This is a genomic window from Niastella soli, assembly GCF_017742245.1.
Lineage (GTDB): Bacteria > Bacteroidota > Bacteroidia > Chitinophagales > Chitinophagaceae > Niastella > Niastella soli.
This window is the reverse complement of sequence record NZ_JAGHKO010000005.1, coordinates 296,212-318,728: the sequence shown is the minus strand read 5'-3', so window position 1 is coordinate 318,728 and position 22,517 is coordinate 296,212. Positions and strand designations below refer to the sequence as shown.

11 protein-coding genes are annotated in these 22,517 nt (G+C 45.6%); all 11 read right to left on the bottom strand.

Annotation, left to right across the window (positions count from 1 at the left end; genetic code table 11):
- Positions 1-2 precede the first annotated feature (2 nt).
- Positions 3-1,343 (bottom strand): RagB/SusD family nutrient uptake outer membrane protein, encoded by a 1,341-nt coding sequence (locus J7I42_RS21805; RefSeq protein ID WP_209140991.1) that lies wholly within the window; start codon positions 1,341-1,343, stop codon positions 3-5.
- A 21-nt stretch (positions 1,344-1,364) separates the two neighbouring features.
- Positions 1,365-4,496: a SusC/RagA family TonB-linked outer membrane protein gene (locus J7I42_RS21800; protein WP_209140990.1), complete on the bottom strand. Its 3,132-nt coding sequence runs from the start codon at positions 4,494-4,496 to the stop codon at positions 1,365-1,367.
- Between the two features lie 592 nt (positions 4,497-5,088).
- Positions 5,089-6,168 (bottom strand): cellulase family glycosylhydrolase, encoded by a 1,080-nt coding sequence (locus J7I42_RS21795; protein WP_209140989.1) that lies wholly within the window; start codon positions 6,166-6,168, stop codon positions 5,089-5,091.
- Between the two features lie 14 nt (positions 6,169-6,182).
- The gene (locus J7I42_RS21790) at positions 6,183-7,715 is read right to left on the bottom strand and encodes a sulfatase-like hydrolase/transferase (protein ID WP_209140988.1); all 1,533 of its coding nucleotides are present in this window, start codon (positions 7,713-7,715) and stop codon (positions 6,183-6,185) included.
- Positions 7,716-7,717: 2 nt separating this feature from the next.
- The gene (locus J7I42_RS21785; protein ID WP_209140987.1) at positions 7,718-8,878 is read right to left on the bottom strand and encodes a hypothetical protein; all 1,161 of its coding nucleotides are present in this window, start codon (positions 8,876-8,878) and stop codon (positions 7,718-7,720) included.
- A complete protein-coding gene (locus J7I42_RS21780) occupies positions 8,875-10,047 on the bottom strand; it encodes a family 43 glycosylhydrolase (RefSeq protein ID WP_209140986.1) in 1,173 nt (390 codons plus the stop codon). The genes J7I42_RS21785 and J7I42_RS21780 overlap by 4 nt, the downstream gene beginning before the upstream one ends.
- 243 nt (positions 10,048-10,290) lie before the next feature.
- The gene (locus tag J7I42_RS21775; RefSeq protein WP_209140985.1) at positions 10,291-11,757 is read right to left on the bottom strand and encodes a RagB/SusD family nutrient uptake outer membrane protein; all 1,467 of its coding nucleotides are present in this window, start codon (positions 11,755-11,757) and stop codon (positions 10,291-10,293) included.
- A gap of 9 nt (positions 11,758-11,766) precedes the next feature.
- Positions 11,767-14,829: a SusC/RagA family TonB-linked outer membrane protein gene (locus J7I42_RS21770; protein WP_209140984.1), complete on the bottom strand. Its 3,063-nt coding sequence runs from the start codon at positions 14,827-14,829 to the stop codon at positions 11,767-11,769.
- Positions 14,830-14,855: 26 nt separating this feature from the next.
- Positions 14,856-16,124, bottom strand: coding sequence for a hypothetical protein (locus J7I42_RS21765; protein WP_209140983.1), 1,269 nt, complete (start codon positions 16,122-16,124; stop codon positions 14,856-14,858).
- Positions 16,125-16,458: 334 nt separating this feature from the next.
- Positions 16,459-20,439: a hybrid sensor histidine kinase/response regulator transcription factor gene (locus tag J7I42_RS21760; RefSeq protein ID WP_209140982.1), complete on the bottom strand. Its 3,981-nt coding sequence runs from the start codon at positions 20,437-20,439 to the stop codon at positions 16,459-16,461.
- A gap of 215 nt (positions 20,440-20,654) precedes the next feature.
- The gene (locus tag J7I42_RS21755; protein WP_209140981.1) at positions 20,655-22,319 is read right to left on the bottom strand and encodes an arylsulfatase; all 1,665 of its coding nucleotides are present in this window, start codon (positions 22,317-22,319) and stop codon (positions 20,655-20,657) included.
- Positions 22,320-22,517: the final 198 nt, after the last annotated feature.

Sequence of the window (22,517 nt, the reverse complement as noted above, 5' to 3'; positions counted from 1 at the left end):
TATTAGTAATTGAAATTCTGTTCCAGTGAACCATCGATCAACACTTCAGCAGCAGGGATGGGCAACACGTATTTGTTCTTATCGGTAACACCCAAAACAGCCGCGGCCCTATTGGTACGCAACAGATCGAACCAGCGATGCGGTTCAAAGGCGAATTCGACCCTTCTTTCATTTTCGATGGCCAGTAATATGTCATCTTGCGTAGTGGCGGTGCTGGCAGTAAGCCCGGCACGGCTACGAACCGCATTCAGATCGGCCAGCGCACCGGTAAGATTCTTTTGCTGGGCGCGGGCTTCTCCTCTGATGAGGTATTGTTCTGCAATCCGCAATACGTAAGCGGGATCGGTTGCCGGGCTGCGATAATACAGGTTTCCATACCAAAGCCCCTGTGCGGTTTTGGCCACCAGCGTATTGCGGTTACCACCAATAGTCGCATCATTCACCAGCGTAAGAAAGGCATCACTGGGTGCCCACTGACGCGTTCCATTATTCGCAGGCGGTTGCCATTGATTGCGATGGCCATTGGTATAGGTTGTACTGTACGATAATTCGAAAACAGATTCAGGGGTAGCCACTACATTATTGGCAAAAAAAGCGCTGTAGGGTTTCACCAGATTGTAATTGGTGGCATCGCCAATAAGTTTGGAAGCATAACTTTCTGCCAGCGCCCATTCACTTTGGTACAAATGATACCTGGCACGTAAGGCCCACACCGTTTTTTTGGTGGCCCGGTAACGGTTGGTGGTTTCCGGTAACAGCGGTTCTGCAGCAGTAAGATCGCTCAACACCTGCGCATAGGTTTCTGCTACCGAACTTCGTTTTATTCCATTCTTATCGGTTGCTGAATTGGTAGGGGTCAATGCCAGCTGTACACCACCCCACGTACGCGCCAGGTCAAAATAAGCCAGTGCCCGTACAAAATAGGCTTCACCGGTTAGCTGGTTTTTTAAATTCTCCGTCAGCAATGGGTCAGTAACAGTGGGCACTTTGGCAATAATGTGGTTCGCCCGGTTGATGGTAGCATAAATAGCATTCCATGCCGAAGCGATGTTGGCATTATCAGCCCGTACATTATGAGAGATGAATTGCTGCACGATCGATTGCGAGCCTGTCCACTGCACATTGTCGCCGGACAAATAACCAATGGACTGAAAGGTAACACCATAATAGCCGTCGGCCGACAAAGCGCGGTACAAACCACGAGTGGCAGTTTCTGCCGAAGTTTTATCAACGATGGTTTGTCCATCAGAAACCGAATCAACCGGCTGCACTTCCAGGAACTTTTTGCACGATACCAATAGCAAAGTGGACAATGCCGGCACTATATATTTAAATGAGGTCATTTCAATAATTTTTTGAGAAGTTTACAACGTAACATTTATCCCGAACTGAACAGTGCGTGGTTGTGGCGGTGTGCCCAGGTCGAGGCCCTGCACATTTTGAATTCCTGTTACATTCGACTCAGGATCGGGCCCTGAATATTTTTTGATCCACAACAAATTGCTGCCCACAAAATACAGGCGAACGCCCTGGAGATGCGCTTTGGTAACAATGCGCTGGGGTATAGAATAACCAAATGTTACCGAACTTAATTTTATAAAAGACCCATCTTCCAGGAAACGGCTGTTCTGTTCCAACGTATAATTATTTCCGTAGGCAGTAACGCGGGGAACATCGGTTATGTCACCAGGTTGTTGCCACCTTTTCAACTGACTGGCAAACAAAACGCGGTTGGCATCGCGGGTCCCTCCCCCCTCGCCAAAAAAGCGATTCAGGTTAAAGATCTTGTTACCGTATTGATAAGAGAAGGCTATGCCCAAATCAAAATCTTTATACCGCAGGTTATTGGTAATGCCACCAAAGAATGTTGGGATGGCACTGCCAATGATCTGACGATCGGCGGTGGTAATGCTACCATCCTTCACTACATCCTCAAATACAGCCTGACCGGTTTGCGGATCCACATATTGCTGTTTGTACAACCAGAACGAATAGAGGGAATAACCTTCCTGTAAACGCACCCAGTCGCGGTTGTAATAACTGATTGGTGTAGGCAGTTTTTCAATCCGGTTTTTGTTGCCGGAAATATTGAAACTGGTTGTCCAGCTGAAATCTTTTTTACGGATGTTGTTAGAGAAAATGCTTACCTCATAGCCTTTATTGCTGATCTCGCCCACATTGGCTGCGTAGGAATTGAAACCGGCAATGGCCTGTATAGGCAATTGCAACAAGGCGTCGGTAGTATACTTGTTATAGAAGTTCACTTCTACAGTTACCAGGCCATTCAACAATCCAACATCCACACCCACGTTTGCCTGACGGGTCTTCTCCCATTTCAGGTCAGCATTACCTAGCTGTTGTGGAGCAGTTCCTGGTTGATCGGTACCTCCTGTTGCATCAGGGTAACCGGCGCCGCCCGACCAGAGACCTTGTGCCGCAAAATTATTAATACCATTCTGGTTACCCGTTAATCCTACACTGGCCCTGAGTTTCAGATCGCTTAGCCAGTTAATATTTTTGAGAAAACTCTCTTCGCGTACACGCCAGGCTACGCCCACCGAAGGGAAGTAACCAAAGCGGTTGTTTTCGCCAAAGCGCGAGGAGCCATCGGCCCGGATACTTGCTTCCAAAAAGTATTTACCGCTGTAATTATAATCAACCCGCGAAAAAAACGACACCAGGTTTCCCTTGGTAAACTTCTGTGAAGAAGAACGGGTAGCGGCTGATGCTATTGACCTGAATGCATTATTGGGGAAGCCGGAACCGGATAATGAATCAGTACGCAAAGAGTTGGTTTGAACCGAGTTTCCTACCAGGATACCCAATGCATGCCCGCCAAACAGGTTTTTTCGATACTGCAAAGTATTCTCGTTGATCCAGGTAGTGTTTTGGGTTTGAATAGAGGTAGCCAGGCCATTAGTGGGCGCTGCGCCCAATTGTGTTAAGTTGTTCCAGTACTCCGATTCATTGTAGTGATTATAATCGAGGCTCCAGCTTGTGCGGAATTTCAGATCGGGCAGGATCTCTGCATCCGCATATAGATTACCGATGTAGCGCAAGCTGATCGTGTTTACATCATAGTTATTGATCAGTACATCCAGGTTATCGAAACCTGCCCACCGGGCCGGACTGCCATCCGCATTTGTTTCTGGTAAATACGTTGCTGTATGCAGGGCCGATTGTAACAAACCACCAGCCGGGCCATCACCTGAACGCGCCTGGTTCCTGAATGTTCGGTACAGGCTATTGCTTACCCCTACCTGTACTTTTTCATTTACCTTTTGATCGAGGTTCAACTTGAAACTGGCGCGACTGAAATCAATGGGTTTTATATCTGCCTGCTGACTGGTATAACCGCCACCGAGATAATATTTAGTGGCTTTGCTACCACCTTGCAGGGACGCATCATATTCATTCAGCAAACCGGTACGGAAAACTTTATGCAACCGGTCGTAGGTTTGCTGGTCTTGCGGCAATCCACGTGGCGCCGGTGTTGCGGCCGGATTGTCGTTCAACGCACGAAAAGGCAGGTATTTGTATTTGGCAATACCGGCTGCATCGTTTGCCGCCAGCGCATCCTGATACGAGTTGGCATAAAATTCATTTACAATCTCGGCATGTTGTGGCCCGGTAGTCAGGTCCCATAATTCCGGCGCCCAGGCCCAGCCTTGTGATGCTTTTACCTGTATGCGGGGTGCTGCATTATAATTACCACGTTTGGTAGTGATGATCACCACACCATTAGCGCCACGGGCGCCATAAATAGCGGTGGCATTGGCGTCCTTCAACACTTCAATGCTTTCTATATCGGCAGGGTTGATGTCAGCAATGGGCGAAGTAGCGCGTCCACCGGTGCTTACAGTTTGCAAGCTGGTGTTATTGATAAATACCCCATCTACAACATACAACGGATCATTACTGGCGTTGATAGAGGTGGCGCCACGCACCCTGATGAACACCCCATCGCCTGGTACCCCGGCATTCGAATTGATCTGCACACCGGCTGCTTTGCCCTGTAACTGGGCATCTACACTGGCCACGGGTATTTCTTTTATTTCACCGGCATTTACTTTTGAAATGGAACTAATGAGGTTCTTTCTTTGTTGTGTGCCATACCCTACTACCACCACATCATTTAATTGGGAGTTGGTCTCATGCAGGGTAATGATATTATTATCGGCCTGACCAATGGTTATTTCACGCTGCTGGTAGCCTACATAAGTGATCAGAAAAACCATTGGCAGCCGCTGACCGGTCAAAAACTGGAACCCGCCTTTTTCATCGGTTGCTACCTCATGGGTCGTGTTCTTGATGTGAATGGTGGCTCCTGCCAGGGGCGCTTTTGTTCTATCGTCTAGAATGCGACCGGAAATAGTAATATTGTTGGAGTTTACTTTTGCAGTCTTCGCAGGGTCTGCAGGTGCGTTTTCCTGGGAAAACGAAATAAACGGAACAAGCAGTGCAGGCAGAAGCCATGCACTAACAGCTTTTGTCATTATCTTTGTTTTGGTAATTAACAATAAGGCGGGGCAGACTTTGACTCGCAATCTCTATCCGCCCTTAACGCCTTGTTTCGCCGGAATAGCTCGCAACTATTCCGGTTTCTTTTTTTCGCTAACTAACCTTTATGGGCCGGCACGGCCGAAGCAGCTCTCAATACCTATTATAGGGAGGGTTGGCCTACTCATACCAAATGAAAAATTTATGTACAGGGTTAATATCTTTCTTGGAACTATGTATAGCTGATCAAGACTGATTTCGATAAGGTGAATGGAATGTTCCCCCTCAACAGTCAGTACAACAGCAACGGCCCGTTGTAAGTAAAACAGGCGCCGGGGTTATGAATATGAAGTTTGTATGTAACATGTGTTCCCTTCTTTATAGTCCCACCTAATAGTGGGAGCAATCATTCAATAAACCATTTCCAGTTCAATTATTACACAATATTAATACGTTTTCTTTAGTCTACAAAATTAGTGGGTTTATTACTTAAATTTTAATCTCCCTGTCACACGCAAAAAAGCGCGTATGCCACACCAGTACTGGTGTTTCATACGCGCCTGCGAGACATAACTATTTTAATCTATATTACCTGTTAGTTTTTCCGGTCAATTCTTTTATCACCCGGATCTCATCTTTACTGAATGGCGTACCATCGGCACGCAGGATATCATGGAACCAAAGGGCAGGTTCTTTTGCATTGGGCAGCGGCGTATCCCAGGCAAAAATGGTATTGGTTTTGCCACTTATAAAACCCCAGTTAATGGCCCCTACCTTTTCCTTTTTCAACATAGGCATAATGGTTTGAAAAACGCTGGCATTGCGCCGTGCCATATACTCTGTACAGATCAAAGGCCTCCCCTGTTTGCGCAAGGTATCAATAGCCTGTTGATGGTTATCTATATAGGAGTAATTATGGTAGGTAATGATGTCTGAATTTTGTAACTGGAATTTATTCAGTTCTGTAAAATTCGGATTTTCGTTCCAAAGCCCTGCAGACACCGGTTGTGAGGGGTTCACTTCCCGAGCCCATTGAAATACCTTCTCCAGCAACGGCATACTTTTGTTGACTTGTTTATTATTACCGGGTTCATTATACAGATCCCACAATAGTATCCGCTGATCATTCTTAAAAGAAGTAAGCAGGTCTTTTACATAGGCTTCTAACGTTTTTATTGTATCCGGATAACGGTATACCATGGTGCCAGGGTCCCGCACCCATCCTGAATTATGGATCCCGGGTTTGGGGGCTGGCTGAGTGCCTACCCAGGCCGTATCGTTCCAGCAATCATCAAAGATCACAAACAGGGTCTTAATGCCATGACTGCTGCTGATCTTTAAATAGGTGTTCAGTCTTTTTTTAAATCCTTCTTTATCTGCTGTCCACAACAAATGATGGAGGTACACCCGCATTACATTCAATCCCAATCCCTGGGCCCAGCCTAATTCGCGATTAATGGTAGCGGTATCAAATGTTTCGGGTTGAAACATTTCCAATTGGTTAATGGCGGTAGAAGGCTGATAATTACAGCCACGCAGCCAACCTTGTTTGGCATACCATTCATTGGCTTTTTGTACTGTCCAGCGGGAAGCGGTTGTTTGTGCAGACAGCTGTATTATTAAAAAGCAACACAGCACAGTTAATTGAAAACATTTAATCCTTGGCATAGCTTTATCTGATTTTATCTTCCTGTTAAATTCGTTGTTTGTATTTTTTTCAGTTCATTCTGTAGTTGCTGCACCAGTTCGGGATGTTGAGCAGCTACATTTTTTGTTTCGCCCGGATCGGTTTGCAGATCGTATAACTGCGGCAGTTGTATCAACCCCGATTCAATGCGTTTATTCTTTAGCCAGTCCGGCGTACCTTTTTCCTGGGGCGCAATATATTTCCAGTTGCCATACCTGATCGACAGCGTGTATGCTTCTTCCAGCATATACGCAGGCGCCTTATCCGAAGTGCCCAATAATACCGGCAGCACATTCCTGCTATCTGGTCCTGCTTTACCGGTTAACGAATCCCCGGTTAATGCCGCCAACGAAGCCATCCAGTCAACCTGTGACATTAACGCACTGGATACCCCCGGTTTAATGGTACCGGGCCAGTAAGCAATAGTAGGTACACGGGTACCACCTTCAAAGGCACTGTATTTACCCCCGCGGAAATTTCCGGCAGGTTGATGCGTACCTGCTTTTTCTACCGCTTCATCGCTATACCCATCATCCAATACAGGACCATTATCGCTGGTAAACAGGATCAGGGTATTTTTATCGAGCCCCAATCGTTCTATATCTTTGGTGATCTCGCCCGTTACCCAATCCATTTCAACGATCACATCACCGCGACGGCCCATTGGGTTTTTACCCAGAAAGCGTTCATGCGGGGTACGGGGCACATGGATATCGGTAAGGGCCAGATACAAAAAGAAAGGCTTGTTCTTATTGCTATTGATAAACGCTTTTGCTTTAGTGGTGAATACATCTGCCATGTCCTCATCGCGCCACCTTGCCTTTTTGCCACCAGTCATAAAGCCGATCCTGCTTATACCGTTTATAATGGTATTGCTGTGTTGAGTATCGGCTTTCATTTTCAGCATCTCCCGATTGCTTAACCCGGTGGGTTCATCGCCAATCTGTTCTTTATAACTTACAAGGATCGGGTCAGCTGGATCGGCCTGGTATACATTATGTCCATCTACGTATACGCAAGGTACGCGGTCAACGGTAGCAGGGATAATAAAGGAATGATCAAACCCGGTTTCCAGTGGGCCCGGATTAATAGGTTTATTCCAGTCAATGGTACCGATGCCCAATCCTAAATGCCATTTACCTACTACCGCTGTTGCATACCCTCTCTTTTGCAATATTGAAGGTAATGTTTCTATCCCCTGCGGAATAAGTAAGGGCGCATCGCCCGGTAACACGGCGGCATTATTTCTAAATGCATACATACCCGTAAGCAGGGAAAATCGCGAAGGCGTACAGGTAGCAGCTCCACAATGGGCATCGGTAAACCGCAACCCGTTTTGCGCCAGGCGGTCTACGTTGGGGGTTTGAACCCGGGTAGCGCCATAACAACTTACATCGCCATATCCCAGGTCATCTATATAGATGATGATGATATTGGGCTGGCTATTCTTTTTTGCCGACTGACAATTGGCGAAAGCAAATACAATTACCCAGGCAATACAACAGCTGATAATTTTTTGATAGCGCATACTTATTTAGCTTTTCCCCGATTCACGATGGTTATAAAATCATCTATCCATAAAGGATTGGCCGGATGGCTGCCATCGGGCAAAGCCTTTAAACTTTTAAAGGGAAAGATCGGATTAATGAACCAGGTTGGTGAATCGGGTTTCATATTTTTTGGTGCATCCTGACTCAAATATCCATAAGTGGCCAGCACTACACCATACTGTTGAAAATACCGGTAATACGTGAGCATAAAATGTTGTGGGAACCATGACCGGGAATCAAAAAACGCCTTCCATTCTTCCGGACTTACCTGTTCGCTGTTTGCCTTGCTATACCATTCATATAACTTCATTTCGGATGCATAGCCATATTTTTTTGCAAAGGTTATTCCCGCTTCGCTATCACCCAATTGGTCAGCATTGTGCTTATTATATAACCTGAACAAAGAAAACTCAGGAACTATAATGGGCTTGGTTGGCATAATGGACCGCGCAAATTTTAACGCCGCTTCCATTTCCAGCGAATCAGTTATATGTAAATGTACCGATAATCCTTTTAAGCGCTTATCCTGTTGGGCAAATTCTATCAATCCCCTAACCCCTGGTTTCTCCTGTTCTTCCTTCATAAACAGGCGTGGCAGCGAACCAACGTATACGTCGGGCCGCTTAACTGTTTTATGACTGTTATACCAGGGTTCTACCACTAAGCTTAACAACCGTTCCATAAAACGGATCAGCGGCACTATCCCTTCGCTGTTCTTTTGCAGGTCTTCTTCTTTTGTTTCCAGGTTCGGTTCGTTCCCCAGCTTGAACACATCTATATAAGGTCCTACCCTATCGAGTATTTGTTTAGCCGTTTCAAAGTATTTCTTTTCAGTGTCTGAGTTGGGCGCAGGAATATTGAGGTTAAACTTTCTGAAATCCCACCGGAACCCAAATGCCACTTTGTAGCCTTTCCTTTTTGCGGCTATCACTTTTCCCAATCCCGGTTCAGTGGCCGCATTTTTTGTACCATTAATATACTGAAAAATATAGGGTGTGGTACGGACCCACTCTACCGGGGTTTTCTTCAAATAGTCAAAATCAATGATCTCCGGGTCATGATTAAAGTTAGCCCCTATTTCCTGTGCAAGCAGAGAAGTTTGCAGGCCTAGCAACAAAACAAGGATCGTTAGTTTATTCATTTGGCTTTGTTTGTAGTATTTACTCCGCTGTTTGTATAGAATTTTTGAGCGCGTTGTTGATCGGGCCGCAATTTACCGTTGACCCATTTTATGGGTACCAGCCCCGGGCGGCAGGTAACGGCAAACTTTGTTCCCATGATGCCGCGTGGATTAAAAAAGGTAGTGGACCACCAGTTGCCATTTTTATCCTTAAAGATATTATTATGCCCGCCCTGTAAAATGGCGGCATACCGCGGCCCATAAGGACCATATACCTGATCGCTTTCCGCTACAACCACATCATAGCTATATAACGCACTGGTATCTTTTACGTCATCGCGCAGATAGGTATAGCGGCCACCCGGTTTGGCAATTGACCATACGGTTTGTAACAACTGGTATTTACCATCGTGTTTGGTAAGAAATACCCCTTCAATATATGGCTCCGGATCGTAGGGTGTTTCTTTCAATCTCTTAAACGGTTCGGCAATATCAGTCAACTCGCTGTTCATTTTTGTAATAAAATGATTATGCCCAACCAGATACACTTCCCCGTTATCGTCTTCAAAAAGACTGAGATCGATGTTATTAAAAATAGGTTTTGTTGCATTACCGGCAATATTCCGGTAAGGCCCTTCGGGTTTTCCTGAAGTGCTTTCCAGCACAAAAGAACCCATGCCCCCATTTAAACAGGCGATCAACAACCATTTCTTTTTGCTTTTGATATAATGCAACTCGGGGGCCCACAAAGCGCGGTAGATGGAATCGAGCGGGTCTTTGTTCAATGACAGGGTGCCTGGTTTCACCGGTTTTCCTTTTTTCTGCCAGTCGGCCCCATCCCTGTCAAAGCCCCAGATCAGGCCCAGCGGCTCCCATTGTTTCAGGTCTTTCGAGCGCCACATATACAAGCCATCGTTATAGTCCCAGCAATGCACTACACCGGTCGGAAATATTCTCCCGGGTGTGGCCGTTGTACCAGTCATATAATAGTAGCCATCAGGACCATACATTACATAGGTGTCACGCATCCAGGTATCCATAACAGGCGTTACAGCTGTGGGCACTGTTAACGATTGATCACCTACCGGAGCAACGGGATCACTATAAGCCGCCGATTGTTTCTGGGCATGGGCATAAAAAGAGGACATCAACAGACAGGCTGGCAATACGATATTCACTAGTTTCTTCATAACGCTATTCATCATTCATTATTTAAAAGGCAATGGGCAATCGGCAAACCTTCAACTTTCAACCTTCAACCTTCAACTTTCAACCTTCAACTTTCAACCTTCAACTTTCAACCTTCAACTTTCAACCTTCAACCTTCAACCTTCAACTTTCAACCTTCAACCTTCAACCTTCAACGACCTGTCAGGTGCAATTCAACCCACTGACTTTTCAAGACCCGATGATGCACCTTACAGGTCTATATCTTAATATCCATCATTCTGTAAACAAGCCTTATTAGCATCAATTTCTGTTTGGGGTATGGGGAATAATTTATGTTTATCGCTTGCAATGGTGAGGCCTCTTGCTTTAGCCAATGAAATAAATTTATCGTGACGCAACAGGTCTTCCCTTCTTTTGCCCTCGCTATAAAACTCCCACCCTCTTTCACGCAGGATCAGGTCGCGCAACACTTCTTTGCTGGTAGCATTGGCCAGCGTCAGGTTGGCAATACCTGCCCTTGTTCTAACGAGATTGATCAGGTCCAAAGCTTCCTGGGTGGGACCGCTTACTTCATTCAGCGCTTCCGCCCTTGTCAATAAAATATCGGCATATCGTAACACGGGCACATCGTTGCCACTATGATTACCTACGGTATTATTATCCCAGTATTTTAAACTGCGTACATTGTCGGCGGTGGACAGAAGGTTCACTATAGCACCACTGGTGTTTACATACCGGCGGATCAACAGGATAGCCCGTTTATCATTGGTGGTATCAAACGTGTTGGTAAAAGCAGTACGCATTCTGTATTGGGTGGCAAAATTGGCCATGGTCGAGGTCCAGACAAATTCGGGTATTTGTGGCGCCGACTTGAAGTTGGCCGGTAAGGCCCCGGCAGAATACCAGTTCCCAAAATTATTTTCATTACGACAGGGTTGCACCAGGATCATTTCCTTATTCGCTTCGTTCTCTACCCTGAACATATTCTGGTATTGCGGATACAACTGATAATATTTAAAATTCATCAATTGCACACAGGCGTCAGCAGCCTTCTGCCATTGTTTGGTATTGAGATAATATTTCGCAAGGATGCCAATTGCTACGCCCTTGTTAACGCGGCCAAACGCTTCTTCCTTACCTGGATCGGGCAGATCGGGAATAGCAGCCAGCAATTCTGATTCAATAAACGATCTCATGGCTTCATCAGTAGCTCTTGCCATGGTAGGTTCCGAAGTACTGGTAGTGCGTAAAGGCACCGGACCAAACCATTTGTACAACATGTCATAGGAGAATGCCCGTAATACTTTTGCTTCGGCAGCATACAGTCTTTTATTAGCATCGGAAGTTTTTACATTCTCCACGTTTTCCAGTACAATGTTGGCATCGCGCACACACCGGTAATTGGGGGCCCAAACATCGGCCTGAAAAGTACCCAGTGTTGCATCCCAGGTAAAATTGATCAGCTGGGTAAGCGTGAGGAATTCCGTTCCCCCACTATTGATGGCGATATCGGTTGTTACTTCAGAATTATTGATCAGAAAACGGGAAGGCGTGGGATTCTGCATAAAAGAATAGGAAGAAAACAACACCGCCTTGATACCACTTTCAGTGGTCAGCACATTGCCGGGCGCCAGTTCACCCGGTGGGGTTACTTCAAGGGCCTTTTCACAGGCAGTTTGAACAAAGAGCATGCTTATGAAAGCAGCTGCCACGATAATATTTTTAGTCATATAGCTTTTTTAGAATTGAACATTTACACCAACCAGGAAGGTGCGGGTCATGGGATAGGAACTGTAATCTATTTTCAGAATATCGTCACCTATAGCGTTTACGGCAGGGTCAACACCTGTATACTTTGTTATGGTAAACAAATTATTGCCGCTTACATATGCCTGTAACGACTTCACCACTTTGTTATTCATCCTGAAATTATAACCCAACCGTACAGATTGCATCCGCAGGTACGAAGCATCTTCCACCGTTCTGGAATTGATGGTTTGTTGTCCCTGTGAAGTAGGATTTACAAACGAAGGATATTTGTTGGTAGGATTGTCAGGCGTCCAGCGGTTTAAATAGGGTTCTGCCAGTCTGTTCCTTCTAAAGCTCACCGGGAAATAGCTATCCAACATGGCATTGTTGATGATGCTAGCGCCATGTGATCCTTCTACAAAAACAGAAAGTGTAAATCGTTTGTACTCAAAATTATTGGTAATACCATAGGTAAAATCGGGTAATGATTTACCAAGGATCGTACGATCGTTGGCGTTGATGGTCTTATCGCTCACTACATCTCTGAATTTCAGGTCACCGGCTTTTACGCCTGCAGGAGCTGTTGAAAAATCATCGCCCGTTTGCCAAACCCCATCCACCACATACCCGTAATAACTGCCCAGCGATTCACCGGGTTTTATAATACTGGCATTGGTAATATTCCCGGCATTACCGGTCAGGATCTGCTCTAAAGGCCCCAAACTGGTTACTTTGTTCTTAATGGTAGAAAATACCACACCCATGTTCCAGTTAAAGCCTTTATCGCTGCGGAAGATATCACCGGCCAGCGTTACATCCACACCAGTGTTCCTCATACCTCCAATGTTCTGGGTTTTCACACCAAACCCGGTGCTCAATGGAACAGGCAGATCGAGCAACAGATCGGAGGTGCGTCTGTCGTAATATTCTATAGAACCTGTTAATCTCCTGTTGAATAAAGCAAAGTCAACACCGATGTCGGCCTGTTTGGCAGCTTCCCATTTCAGATCAGGATTCGCCACTCTTGAAGGCACCAGTGAACTACTGCGTACGCCGCCAAATATGGCATCGGCGCCGCCTGAGAAAGTAGTTATGTATAAATAGTTGGCAATTGACTGGCTGCCGATAACCCCATAGCTCGCACGTACTTTCAGTTCATCGATGAAATCCAGGTCATGCATAAATGATTCTTCGTGGAGCTTCCAGGCAAGGGCAACCGATGGAAAATAACCAAAGCGGTTATTAGGGCCAAACCGCGAAGAGCCATCTGCTCTGAAGCTGGCCGTAATCAGGTAGCGGTTGAGGTAACTATAATTAACGCGGCCCAGATACGAAATGATCTTGGTAGAGGCCCGGCCGCTTCCGATCTGGTTCAAAGCGCTGTTACCAGTTCCTATTGCATTGTAGGTAAGATCGGGTAATGAATAGCCACGGCCATTTCCACCAAATGAATTGGAGGCAAAATGCTCATAGGTGGTACCTCCTACGGCACTGATCGTATGCGCCTTGCCGATCTCTTTATTAAAGTTCAGCGTAGCTTCGCCCATATAATAATTTACATTACCGGTATTGATGGTTGCGATACCACCCACGGATCCGCCGGCAATGGTTTTGGGGTCTAACCAGGTATTTCGCTGCACCATATTTACATCACCCGCTCCTTTTACTTTTACCGACAGTTCTGGAACAATAAAATATTCCCCATATACTGTTCCAAATGTTCTGAACCCATCACTGTTGGCATACTGTCCGTTTATCAGGGCTACCGGATGGTCCATAGTTGTCATAAAGGGCGAGCGGTAATAATTGCCATTGTCATCATATACCGGGTAAGAAGGATCATAATTAATGGCTGAATACAAGGCACTACCATTCTCGTTTATGCCTAACCCAACTGAATTGAAATCATCATGGATATAAGAGGTATTCAGGTTGAAACCAAAGGCATATTTTTTGGCTACGCTGTTATCGAGATTGAACCGTGCTGTGTACCGTTTAACTCCGGAATTTTTCACCACACCCTGTTGGTTAAAATACCCGAGTGAGGCATAATAGCGGGTATTGTCGCGACCGCCGGAAAACGACAGGTCATGACTTTGTACATTGGCACTGCGAAACAATTCCTTTTGCCAGTCGGTATTCACCGGATCGTTCGTTACTCTTTCTGTAGCAACGCCACCGCCGGCATCGATGATCGCATTCAATGCTTCTTTATATTGTTCCCCGTTCAACATCTTGAGGGAATTGGCTACTTCCTGCGATCCGTAATAGGCATTGTACCCCAGCTTCATTCTGCCAGAGGAACCTTTCTTTGTAGTGATCATCACTACGCCATTTGAACCACGCGAGCCATAAATGGCAGTGGCAGACGCGTCTTTTAAAATTTCTATGGATTCAATATCGGACGGGTTCAAACTGTTCAATGGATTGCGCGGATTGGGTGTAGCCACAAAACCGGCACTGCTGCCAGATACGGGTGACAGGTTATTCACCGGCATTCCATCTATTACATACAAGGGATCGTTACCGGCAGTAATAGAACTGGCGCCCCGGATCTTCACACTCATGGCGCTGCCGGGCTCACCACTTTTTTGATATACCTGCACCCCGGCTGCACGACCCAATAAAGACTGCTCCACGTTTACATTGGCCCCGGGTGTAAGGTCCTTTGCTTTTAATGATACCACCGAACCAGTTACATCGGTCCGCTTTACCGTACCATATCCCACTACTACCACTTCGCCCAAGGCATTGTCAGATGGGTCCAATGAAATATTCAGGGTGGCAAAATTCCGTACAGATACTTCCTGTGTTTTATAATTCACATAGGAAACAACCAACACCGTATTATCATTATCTACTTTAATTGTAAAAGCACCGCTGCTGTTGGTGGTTACAGCGGTATTAGTCCCTTTTATCATTACGGTTACATCAGGCAGTGATTCACCGCTTTTGGCGGTAACTTTTCCGGTTACCATCCGGCTTTGCGCCTGTGCCATCAGCACCGCGAAAAGAAACAAGACCGGCAACAAAATTTTCTTGTGAACAATCATAAGAAGCTGTTTTAGTTAATTACGAATCAGGGACAGGTTGTATTGGTGGTATTGATATCAGCAAACTGGGCCAGATAGGCATACCGGCCTTGTGCATCGCCCGATGGCAGCAGTTCTACTGAACGGCCAACAAATATGGAGTTCAGCACCCAGGGATCGGTTGTTGCGGTGAAATCGGTATTTAACGGATAACTTTGCCGCACGGCATAAGTGGCTACCCAGAATTTTGAATTGGCCTTAAAGAGCTTGAAAGAATTGCACATATAATCCTTCCGGTCATACAGGAAAGGAGTGTTTTGATGAAAGGCATTCCATTCTTCCACCTTGCGCGGGTTCTTCAATGCATAGTCTATATACTGCCATACTTTTGTTATACCGGCCGGTGGCGGAAAAATATTATCGGTAGTACTGGCGTTGCATGCAGCTAAAAAGGCAGCAGTTAGATCGTTACTTAAATTATCGCGCCACCATTTCATCAGAGAGTATTCTGTAACAATGATCTTTTGATTATCCCTGATCTTATCATTCACAAAATTGAGTACGGTGGTTATTTCAGGATTATTATTATGATGAATGTGCAGATCGATGCCCGCAACCCAGCTGGTGGCTTTGCACCAGGCAAGCAGGTTATTGATCCCGGCATTTGTTTGCCGGCCGCTTTGGTACATATTATCGAACGACCCTACAAAGATGGGTCGGTTGATACTATGCGCCGTTAAGTACTGGTTTACGCGGGTGGCTGCGGCTTTATAAAAAGAGTTAAGGGGTTCATTCCAGGTGGAAGTTTCCGATTCAATAAACGGCTCATTGCCCACCACAATTACGTCGGTCTTTGCAATCACCCTGTCGAGGATGTTATCAATAAAACTGATGTAATTGTTCCAGGTGGTGCTGTTCACGGCCGGATATGCCCGGGTCATGAAATTGAACTTGAGGTTCAACACCGTTTTATAACCCAGGTCTTTCAACGTAAGGTATTTTGCAATTTTGGCGTTCGTATTCAGGTCCTGCGCGTCGTAGTGAGAAAATACGTCCAGAAAACCCCGCACCCATTTTGTTTTACTGGTACTTAATTCACCGGTTTTGATCTCCTGGAAACTTTCATTATAATTCACGCCGATGTATTGCTGGTTATCGGATACCAGTATGCCGCCAGCGGTGGCCAGAGCAGTAGTTGAATCATCCGGGTTATTGGCTTCCCTCTGTTGTTGTTCGCTTTTTTTACAGCAGATAAATAAACAGCTTATACTTATATAAAAAATAAGCTGTCGCTTCAGTAAGTAGTTTGTTGGCATGGTGGGTATTTTTTTGCAATCGTTAATAGGATCGCTATAAAAATAGCTCCTGTACCCACCTGGGGAGTGTAAGAAATGTAGATAATAATGAGAAAAATGTAGCTTTTTTGTGAAACGGCCAAGTCTTTATTGCAGAACCCTTTATTTCAGCAACCGGCAGAATGAAACACAGGAAACCCACCCCTATCCCTCCCAGGAGGGGAATCCTTCAAACAAGCATTAACTAAAGACATTGAATCGGCAATGAGCAATGGGTTCTCTAAATCCGTTAATCCCTCAATTTCATATCTCTTTCTTCGCCTTCCATTTCAACCTTATTAACCCTATCAACCTGTCAACTGGTCAACCCATACTCCTTTGGCCCTACTTTAAACTGTTGTTGAAAACATTTGGTGAAATAAGAAGGGGAACTAAAGCCCGACAAATATGCCACTTCAGCTACCGTATGTTGTTGCTTCGTCAATAATTTGGCAGCGTGTTTCAGTCGGATCAGCCGGATCAGTTCATTAGGCCCCATACCCGACAGGATCTTGAGTTTTTTATGCAGGTTCGACCGGCTCATTGCCAGTTCCTTACTGAGTTCCTCCACCGATAATTGCGGATCGGTCATGCGCTGTTCAATGATAGCCATTATCCGTTCCATAAATTCTTTATCGCGGGTATTGGTAGTAAGCACTTCGGCATTCACTGCCGGCTGTTCTGAAAACTTCAACCGTAACCGTTCTCTCGATTCCAGCAGGTTCTTCACAATGGCCACCACATGTTTCCATTTAAATGGTTTGGTGATGTAAGCATCGGCGCCAGCCTGTAAACCTTCCAGTTCGGCCTCGGTATTACTTTTTGCAGTCAATATTATGAACGGGATATGGCTGTAATTAACATTGTTCTTGATAACCCGGCACAATTCAAAACCACTCAGTTCAGGCATCATTACATCAGACAGGATCAGGTCTATGGCCTTCTGCTCCAGCACCTGTAACGCTTCCTTCCCATTCGTGGCCTTTTCTACCGCAAACCCATCGGCCCGCAAGCTTTTGGCAATAAAGTCAAGCAGCTTATCATCGTCTTCTGCCACCAGTACGGTCAATTTATCAGCAGCATCGGCTACCAATTCCTCTTCGGCATGGCTGGTATTACTGATCGACTCATAAGGCAGCTCGAGGGTAAAAGCTGTTTTAACCCCTTCCTTGCTTTCGACCAACAACTGGCCGCCGTGTTTCTCCGCAAGGGCAGCGGCCAATGCTAAACCAATGCCACTTCCACCAAGGTTATGGTATTCATAATTCCCGGAAGTAGTGGTAAAGAATTTCTTGAAAATATGTTTGCTATCGCTAGCAGAAATACCGATGCCATCATCTTCCACCGTCACGGAAAAGCGGGTACGGCCATCCTCACCGGTTACAAGGTCATTGATGCTGATGGTAACCTTGGTGCGCGTAAACTTGAACGCATTGATCAGCAGGTTGCTTACTACTTTATTCAGTACTTCGGGGTCTGCCTGTACTTCAAGGCGGTTCACCCGGGTGCTCATACTAAATTCAACTCCCTTTTGATAAGGCAATGAAGAGAACCGGGAATACAGGCTTTGCACCAACGACACCACTTCCACTTCTTCTTTATGAATGGTATAGGCATCGCTTTCGATGCGCCGGAAATCGAGTAACTGGTTCACGAGGCTCATCAGGCGGTTGCTGTTCTCTTCCATTAACTGCAGTTGCTCCTGTTCTGCCGCCTGCCATTTGTTTAATGACAGTAATCTCTCCAGCGGAGCCATGATCAATGACAAGGGCGTTCTTATTTCATGGGCCATCACCGTAAAGAACTCGATCTTGCGGGCATAGAATTCCTGTTCTTCCTTCACCTTCATTTTTTCGAGTCGGGCCTGATTTTTTCGCCGGTGATAATTCTCCACATAATAAAATGCCCAGTATAAAGAAGCAATGAACAACAATACGTAAATAACATAGGCCAGCGTGCTGCGGTAGAACGGCGGACGAATAACTACTTTTACCGATGCCGGCTCACTGTTCCAGTTATTATCATCTGCGGTTGCTTTTACCAGGAACCGGTAAGTGCCCGGCGACAAATTGGTATAGGTAGCTTTACGTTCATCATTTACATAATTCCAGCCCGTATCGAAACCTTCCATTTTATAAGCATACCGAACTTTTTCGGGTGTACTGAAATTAACGCCGGCAAATTCAAAACTAAATACCGATTGATCATGCGACAAGGATACCTTCCCGGTATAATTAATGGATTGCTGCAACGGCCCATCGGTGGAAACCGGCACTTCTTTATTAAATAATTGAAAAGCGGTGATGATCACTTTATTGTTCTGAGTGTCCTTGCCGATTGCCAGGGGATTGAACATATTGAAACCTTTTACCCCACCCATCAGCAAATTTCCATCGAACGCTTTATAACCGGCCTTGTAATTAAACTGGCGGCTTTGTAAATTGTCTTTGTGTGTAAAGTGTTTTACTTTGCCAGTGCTCATATGCAGGCTGTAAATGCCATCGTTTGTGGAAACCCACAACTGGCCTTCATCATCTTCGAGCACACTGTATATTACGTTGGCGTTTATTCCTTTTGCTTTATCATATACCGTAACCTGTTTTGTTTGCCGGTTGATCCGGTGTAAACCACCGCCATCGGTGCCTACCCAAACATTTCCGTTATTATCATCGTGTAAACAGGTAAGCTTGTTGGTAGTTAATCCGCCATTACCGGTAGTGATGCTTTGCCACTCCCCTGTTCGCTTATTGAGAATATGCAAGCCGTTGTTATAAGTGGCAAACCACATATTCTTCGAAGCATCCTCGTACATATCATACACGATGGTATTGTGAACGCCGGGCCGGGTATATTCAACAAACCGGTCATTGGCGGCATCATACCAGTTCAGGCCCCTGTCGGTGCCCACCCAGATCTCGCCTTCTTTGTCTTCATACAGGGAGAAAACGTTGTCGCTGTTGAGAGAATGCGCATCATCGATCTGGTGTTTGTATTGCTTTACCTTTCCGGTAGCGGCATCATAGACATTGATACCACCTGCAAACAAACCGATCCATAACAATCCCTTTTTATCGCGCATCAGCACATGGATATTATGGTAGGAGAGTTTCTGTTGTTTGGGCAGAAAAGGATATTGACGGAACGATTTATCTTTTGTATTAAAGTAGTTTAACCCGCCATCTTCCGTTCCGATCCAGAATTTTCCCGGAGCATCTTCCAGAAAACAACTCACTGCCCGGCCGCTTAAGCTATTGGCATTGCCGGTTGGATAATACAATTCAAAAGCAGACCCTTTTTCTTTAAAATAACTTACACCACCAAAAAAAGTACCCACCCATACAATGCCTGTTCTGTCGGGATATATGGAGTATACTGAGTTATCGCTGATGCTCAACGGGTCGGCAGGATCGTTGGTGCAAGAAGCGATATTACCGGTAGCTTCATTCAGTACGTTCAATCCTTTTTCTGTTCCAATATAAACTATGCCGGGAGAAGCCTGGCAAATACTTCTGACGATATCATCATTGATCGCCGGCTTACTGGTTTTGTTATAGGTCTTAAATAAACGGGTAGCCGGATCATACACGCAAACACCCCCATTCATAGTACCGGCCCAGATCTTTCCCTGCTGATCTTTGTACAGGGCGATAATAAAATTGCTGTTTACGCCTTTTGTATTGTCGTAATTGGTTACCTCCATGGTTTTGGTATCCAGCACATCGAGACCATTACCATAAGTACCGATCCAGAGATTGCCGTTATTATCCAGCGCCAGTTTGGTGAGCACATCAGATGATAATGTTTTTGCCTGCTCCTTATGTTCAAGGTGCAGCATTTTTTTATCAGTGGGAGTATACCGGTATAATCCATGCAGGCGGGTGGTTATCCAAATGGCACCTGCTTTATCTTTCAAGAGATCAAACACCACTTTACCTTCCAGTTCAGGTAAAGGTTCAAACCGCTCTGTTTGCAGATCAAGGATATAGATACCATTTTCCGTACCTATCCATAAATGCGTGCTGTCGGCCTTTTCAATGGCATGAATAAAATTATTACCCAGTGAGGCCGGGTTATCTTTTTTGAATTGATATAATTTGAACTGATAACCATCAAAACGGCTGACGCCATTCTTGGTACCAAACCACATAAAGCCCTGGTCGTCCTGTTTAATGGCGCGCACCGTGTTGGATGACAGGCCATCGGCTACCGTGTAATTCCGGAAAAGCAGTTGCTGGCTGTTGCCGTACAGACAAAGCAGCAAACAAAAAACAAATAAGATCGAGAACGGTCTGCACATAATCATACTAATTATAAAAACCCTGACCTCTACAATGGCGCCCCGCCTCAGCGGGGTACCTGCCTCATGTTCAAATCATCCAGATCAATCGAACCCCGCAAAGCGGGGCAGGCTCTGACAGGTCAATCCTTTGGTTTTCCATTTGACCTGTCAGGATCGCTTGAACCCACTAATTGCACAGACACCGATGGCGAACCTTACAGGTCATTACTTATTTAACGCGGTCCACTGCCAGGACGCAAATGAATATACGGTTTCATACTGTTATACCAGTTTTCCCAGGCAGTTTTCATTTCATTTAATTTATCGGCATTGGTGGCGGCGACATTGGTATGCTCGTTGGCATCTTTACTCAGATCATATAATTCCCACTCATTGCCATTGGTCTTCATCACCAGTTTCCAGTTTCCGTTAATATACGCCTTGCCGCGTACATGTTCAAAGAAAATGTCTTTTCTACCTTTCTGCGTTTTGCCCTGGATAATGGGTAATAAGCTTTGCCCATCCAGGGGCGATAAGGTATTTCCATTGTATGCAGCCGGATATTGAAATTTATTTACAGCAAGCAGGGTAGGCAAAATATCGGTCACATGCCCCAGCGCCGGGTTCAAACTTCCCTTCTTTGCTTTTAAGCCGGCAGGCCAGTGAATGATCATGGGGGTGTGAATACCGCCTTCAAAACTTTCCATTTTCCAGAAACGGAAGGGGGTATTCAATGCATTCGCCCAATTGGACCCAATGCCCGTATAAGAAATTTCGCTGCCAATGTTTTCGGGCGTAACTTCTTTATCATACTGCAACGTTCGGCCATCCCGGGTTTGTGAAGGACGATCGTACCCAGGCGCACTGGGGATCTCAGGCGAAGCGCCATTGTCGGCCAAAAACAGGATCAGCGTATTTTGTAAGGTATTGGTTTGCTCCAGTGTTTTGATGATCTCACCTACTCCCATATCCAGCCGTTCTACCATGGCGGCATGCGTGGCCATTTTTGTCGCCTGTTTTTCTTTTTCGGCTGGTGATAGTTTTTCCCAGGCGCCGTTCGAACCCATTACATCCAGTAAAGGCATATTCGAAGTATCGATCAGTCCCATTTTTACCATGCGGCTATACCGCTGTTTGCGCAACTCATCCCACCCCATTTCGTATTTGCCTTTGTATCTGGCAATGTCTTCGGGCCTTGCATGGACCGGCCAATGCGGCGCCGTATAAGCAACATACATGAAGTATGGCTTTTTAGCAGCAGTGAATTCTTTTATGTATTCCACCGAAGTTTTATTGATGGCATCGGTGATATAATAATCTTTGGGGACCGCCTTCACCGGCTTTTCTCCATCCACCAATGAGAAGGGATCAAAATAATCAACCACACCCCAGATAACGCCATAGTGTTTTTGAAAACCGCGGTTGATGGGGTAGCTTTCCAGGGAAGCAAACGGTGAATCGAGGCAGGCCTGGTGATCCAGCCATTTCAACTGCTCTTCTTTGGTAGGCCGCTGCACGTCATCGCTCAGGTGCCATTTTCCTACCATCCCGGTCTGATATCCGTTTTCTCTCAATAATTCAGCAATCGTAGCGCCGTTGTGAGTGAGGGCATTCCCGTTCTGGGCCAGTCCAACTTTATGGGCATATTGTCCGGTGAGCAGACTTGCGCGGGTAGGACAACAACGCGCATTGTTGTAAAAGTTGGTCATGCGCAGGCCGTTCTTCGCCAGCTTGTCCAGGTTGGGGGTATTTATTTCGCCGCCATAACAACCGATATCGCTATACCCCATATCGTCGGCCATAATTATAATGATGTTAGGGGCTTGCTTTCCTTTTTCCTGCGCCTGCAAAAATGGCGCAACGAACACGCAAATAAGAAGTAAGAAATTCCTTTTCATATGAATACAATCTTGATACAAGTTGCTTTTTGTAAAAGGGAACCGCTATCAAATTTGTAGACTTTTATTGTAAAATTGTCTTTTCGACAACGCTAATCTATGTTTTGCAACATTTTACGTAAAACGGGTCCGCCTAAATATTATTTGTAGTGGCGTGTAATGGAAGCGCTTACACCCCGGATAAATATTTGAAATTAT

What these genes read in the sequence shown, in the direction of transcription:
- J7I42_RS21790 (WP_209140988.1), bottom strand. Translation starts at nt 7,715, where the DNA reads ATGCGCTATCAAAAAATTATCAGCTGTTGTATTGCCTGGGTAATTGTA.
- J7I42_RS21795 (WP_209140989.1), bottom strand. Translation starts at nt 6,168, where the DNA reads ATGCCAAGGATTAAATGTTTTCAATTAACTGTGCTGTGTTGCTTTTTA.
- J7I42_RS21785 (WP_209140987.1), bottom strand. Translation starts at nt 8,878, where the DNA reads ATGAATAAACTAACGATCCTTGTTTTGTTGCTAGGCCTGCAAACTTCT.
- J7I42_RS21760 (WP_209140982.1), bottom strand. Translation starts at nt 20,439, where the DNA reads ATGTGCAGACCGTTCTCGATCTTATTTGTTTTTTGTTTGCTGCTTTGT.
- J7I42_RS21765 (WP_209140983.1), bottom strand. Translation starts at nt 16,124, where the DNA reads ATGCCAACAAACTACTTACTGAAGCGACAGCTTATTTTTTATATAAGT.
- J7I42_RS21775 (WP_209140985.1), bottom strand. Translation starts at nt 11,757, where the DNA reads ATGACTAAAAATATTATCGTGGCAGCTGCTTTCATAAGCATGCTCTTT.
- J7I42_RS21800 (WP_209140990.1), bottom strand. Translation starts at nt 4,496, where the DNA reads ATGACAAAAGCTGTTAGTGCATGGCTTCTGCCTGCACTGCTTGTTCCG.
- J7I42_RS21755 (WP_209140981.1), bottom strand. Translation starts at nt 22,319, where the DNA reads ATGAAAAGGAATTTCTTACTTCTTATTTGCGTGTTCGTTGCGCCATTT.
- J7I42_RS21780 (WP_209140986.1), bottom strand. Translation starts at nt 10,047, where the DNA reads ATGAAGAAACTAGTGAATATCGTATTGCCAGCCTGTCTGTTGATGTCC.
- J7I42_RS21805 (WP_209140991.1), bottom strand. Translation starts at nt 1,343, where the DNA reads ATGACCTCATTTAAATATATAGTGCCGGCATTGTCCACTTTGCTATTG.
- J7I42_RS21770 (WP_209140984.1), bottom strand. Translation starts at nt 14,829, where the DNA reads ATGATTGTTCACAAGAAAATTTTGTTGCCGGTCTTGTTTCTTTTCGCG.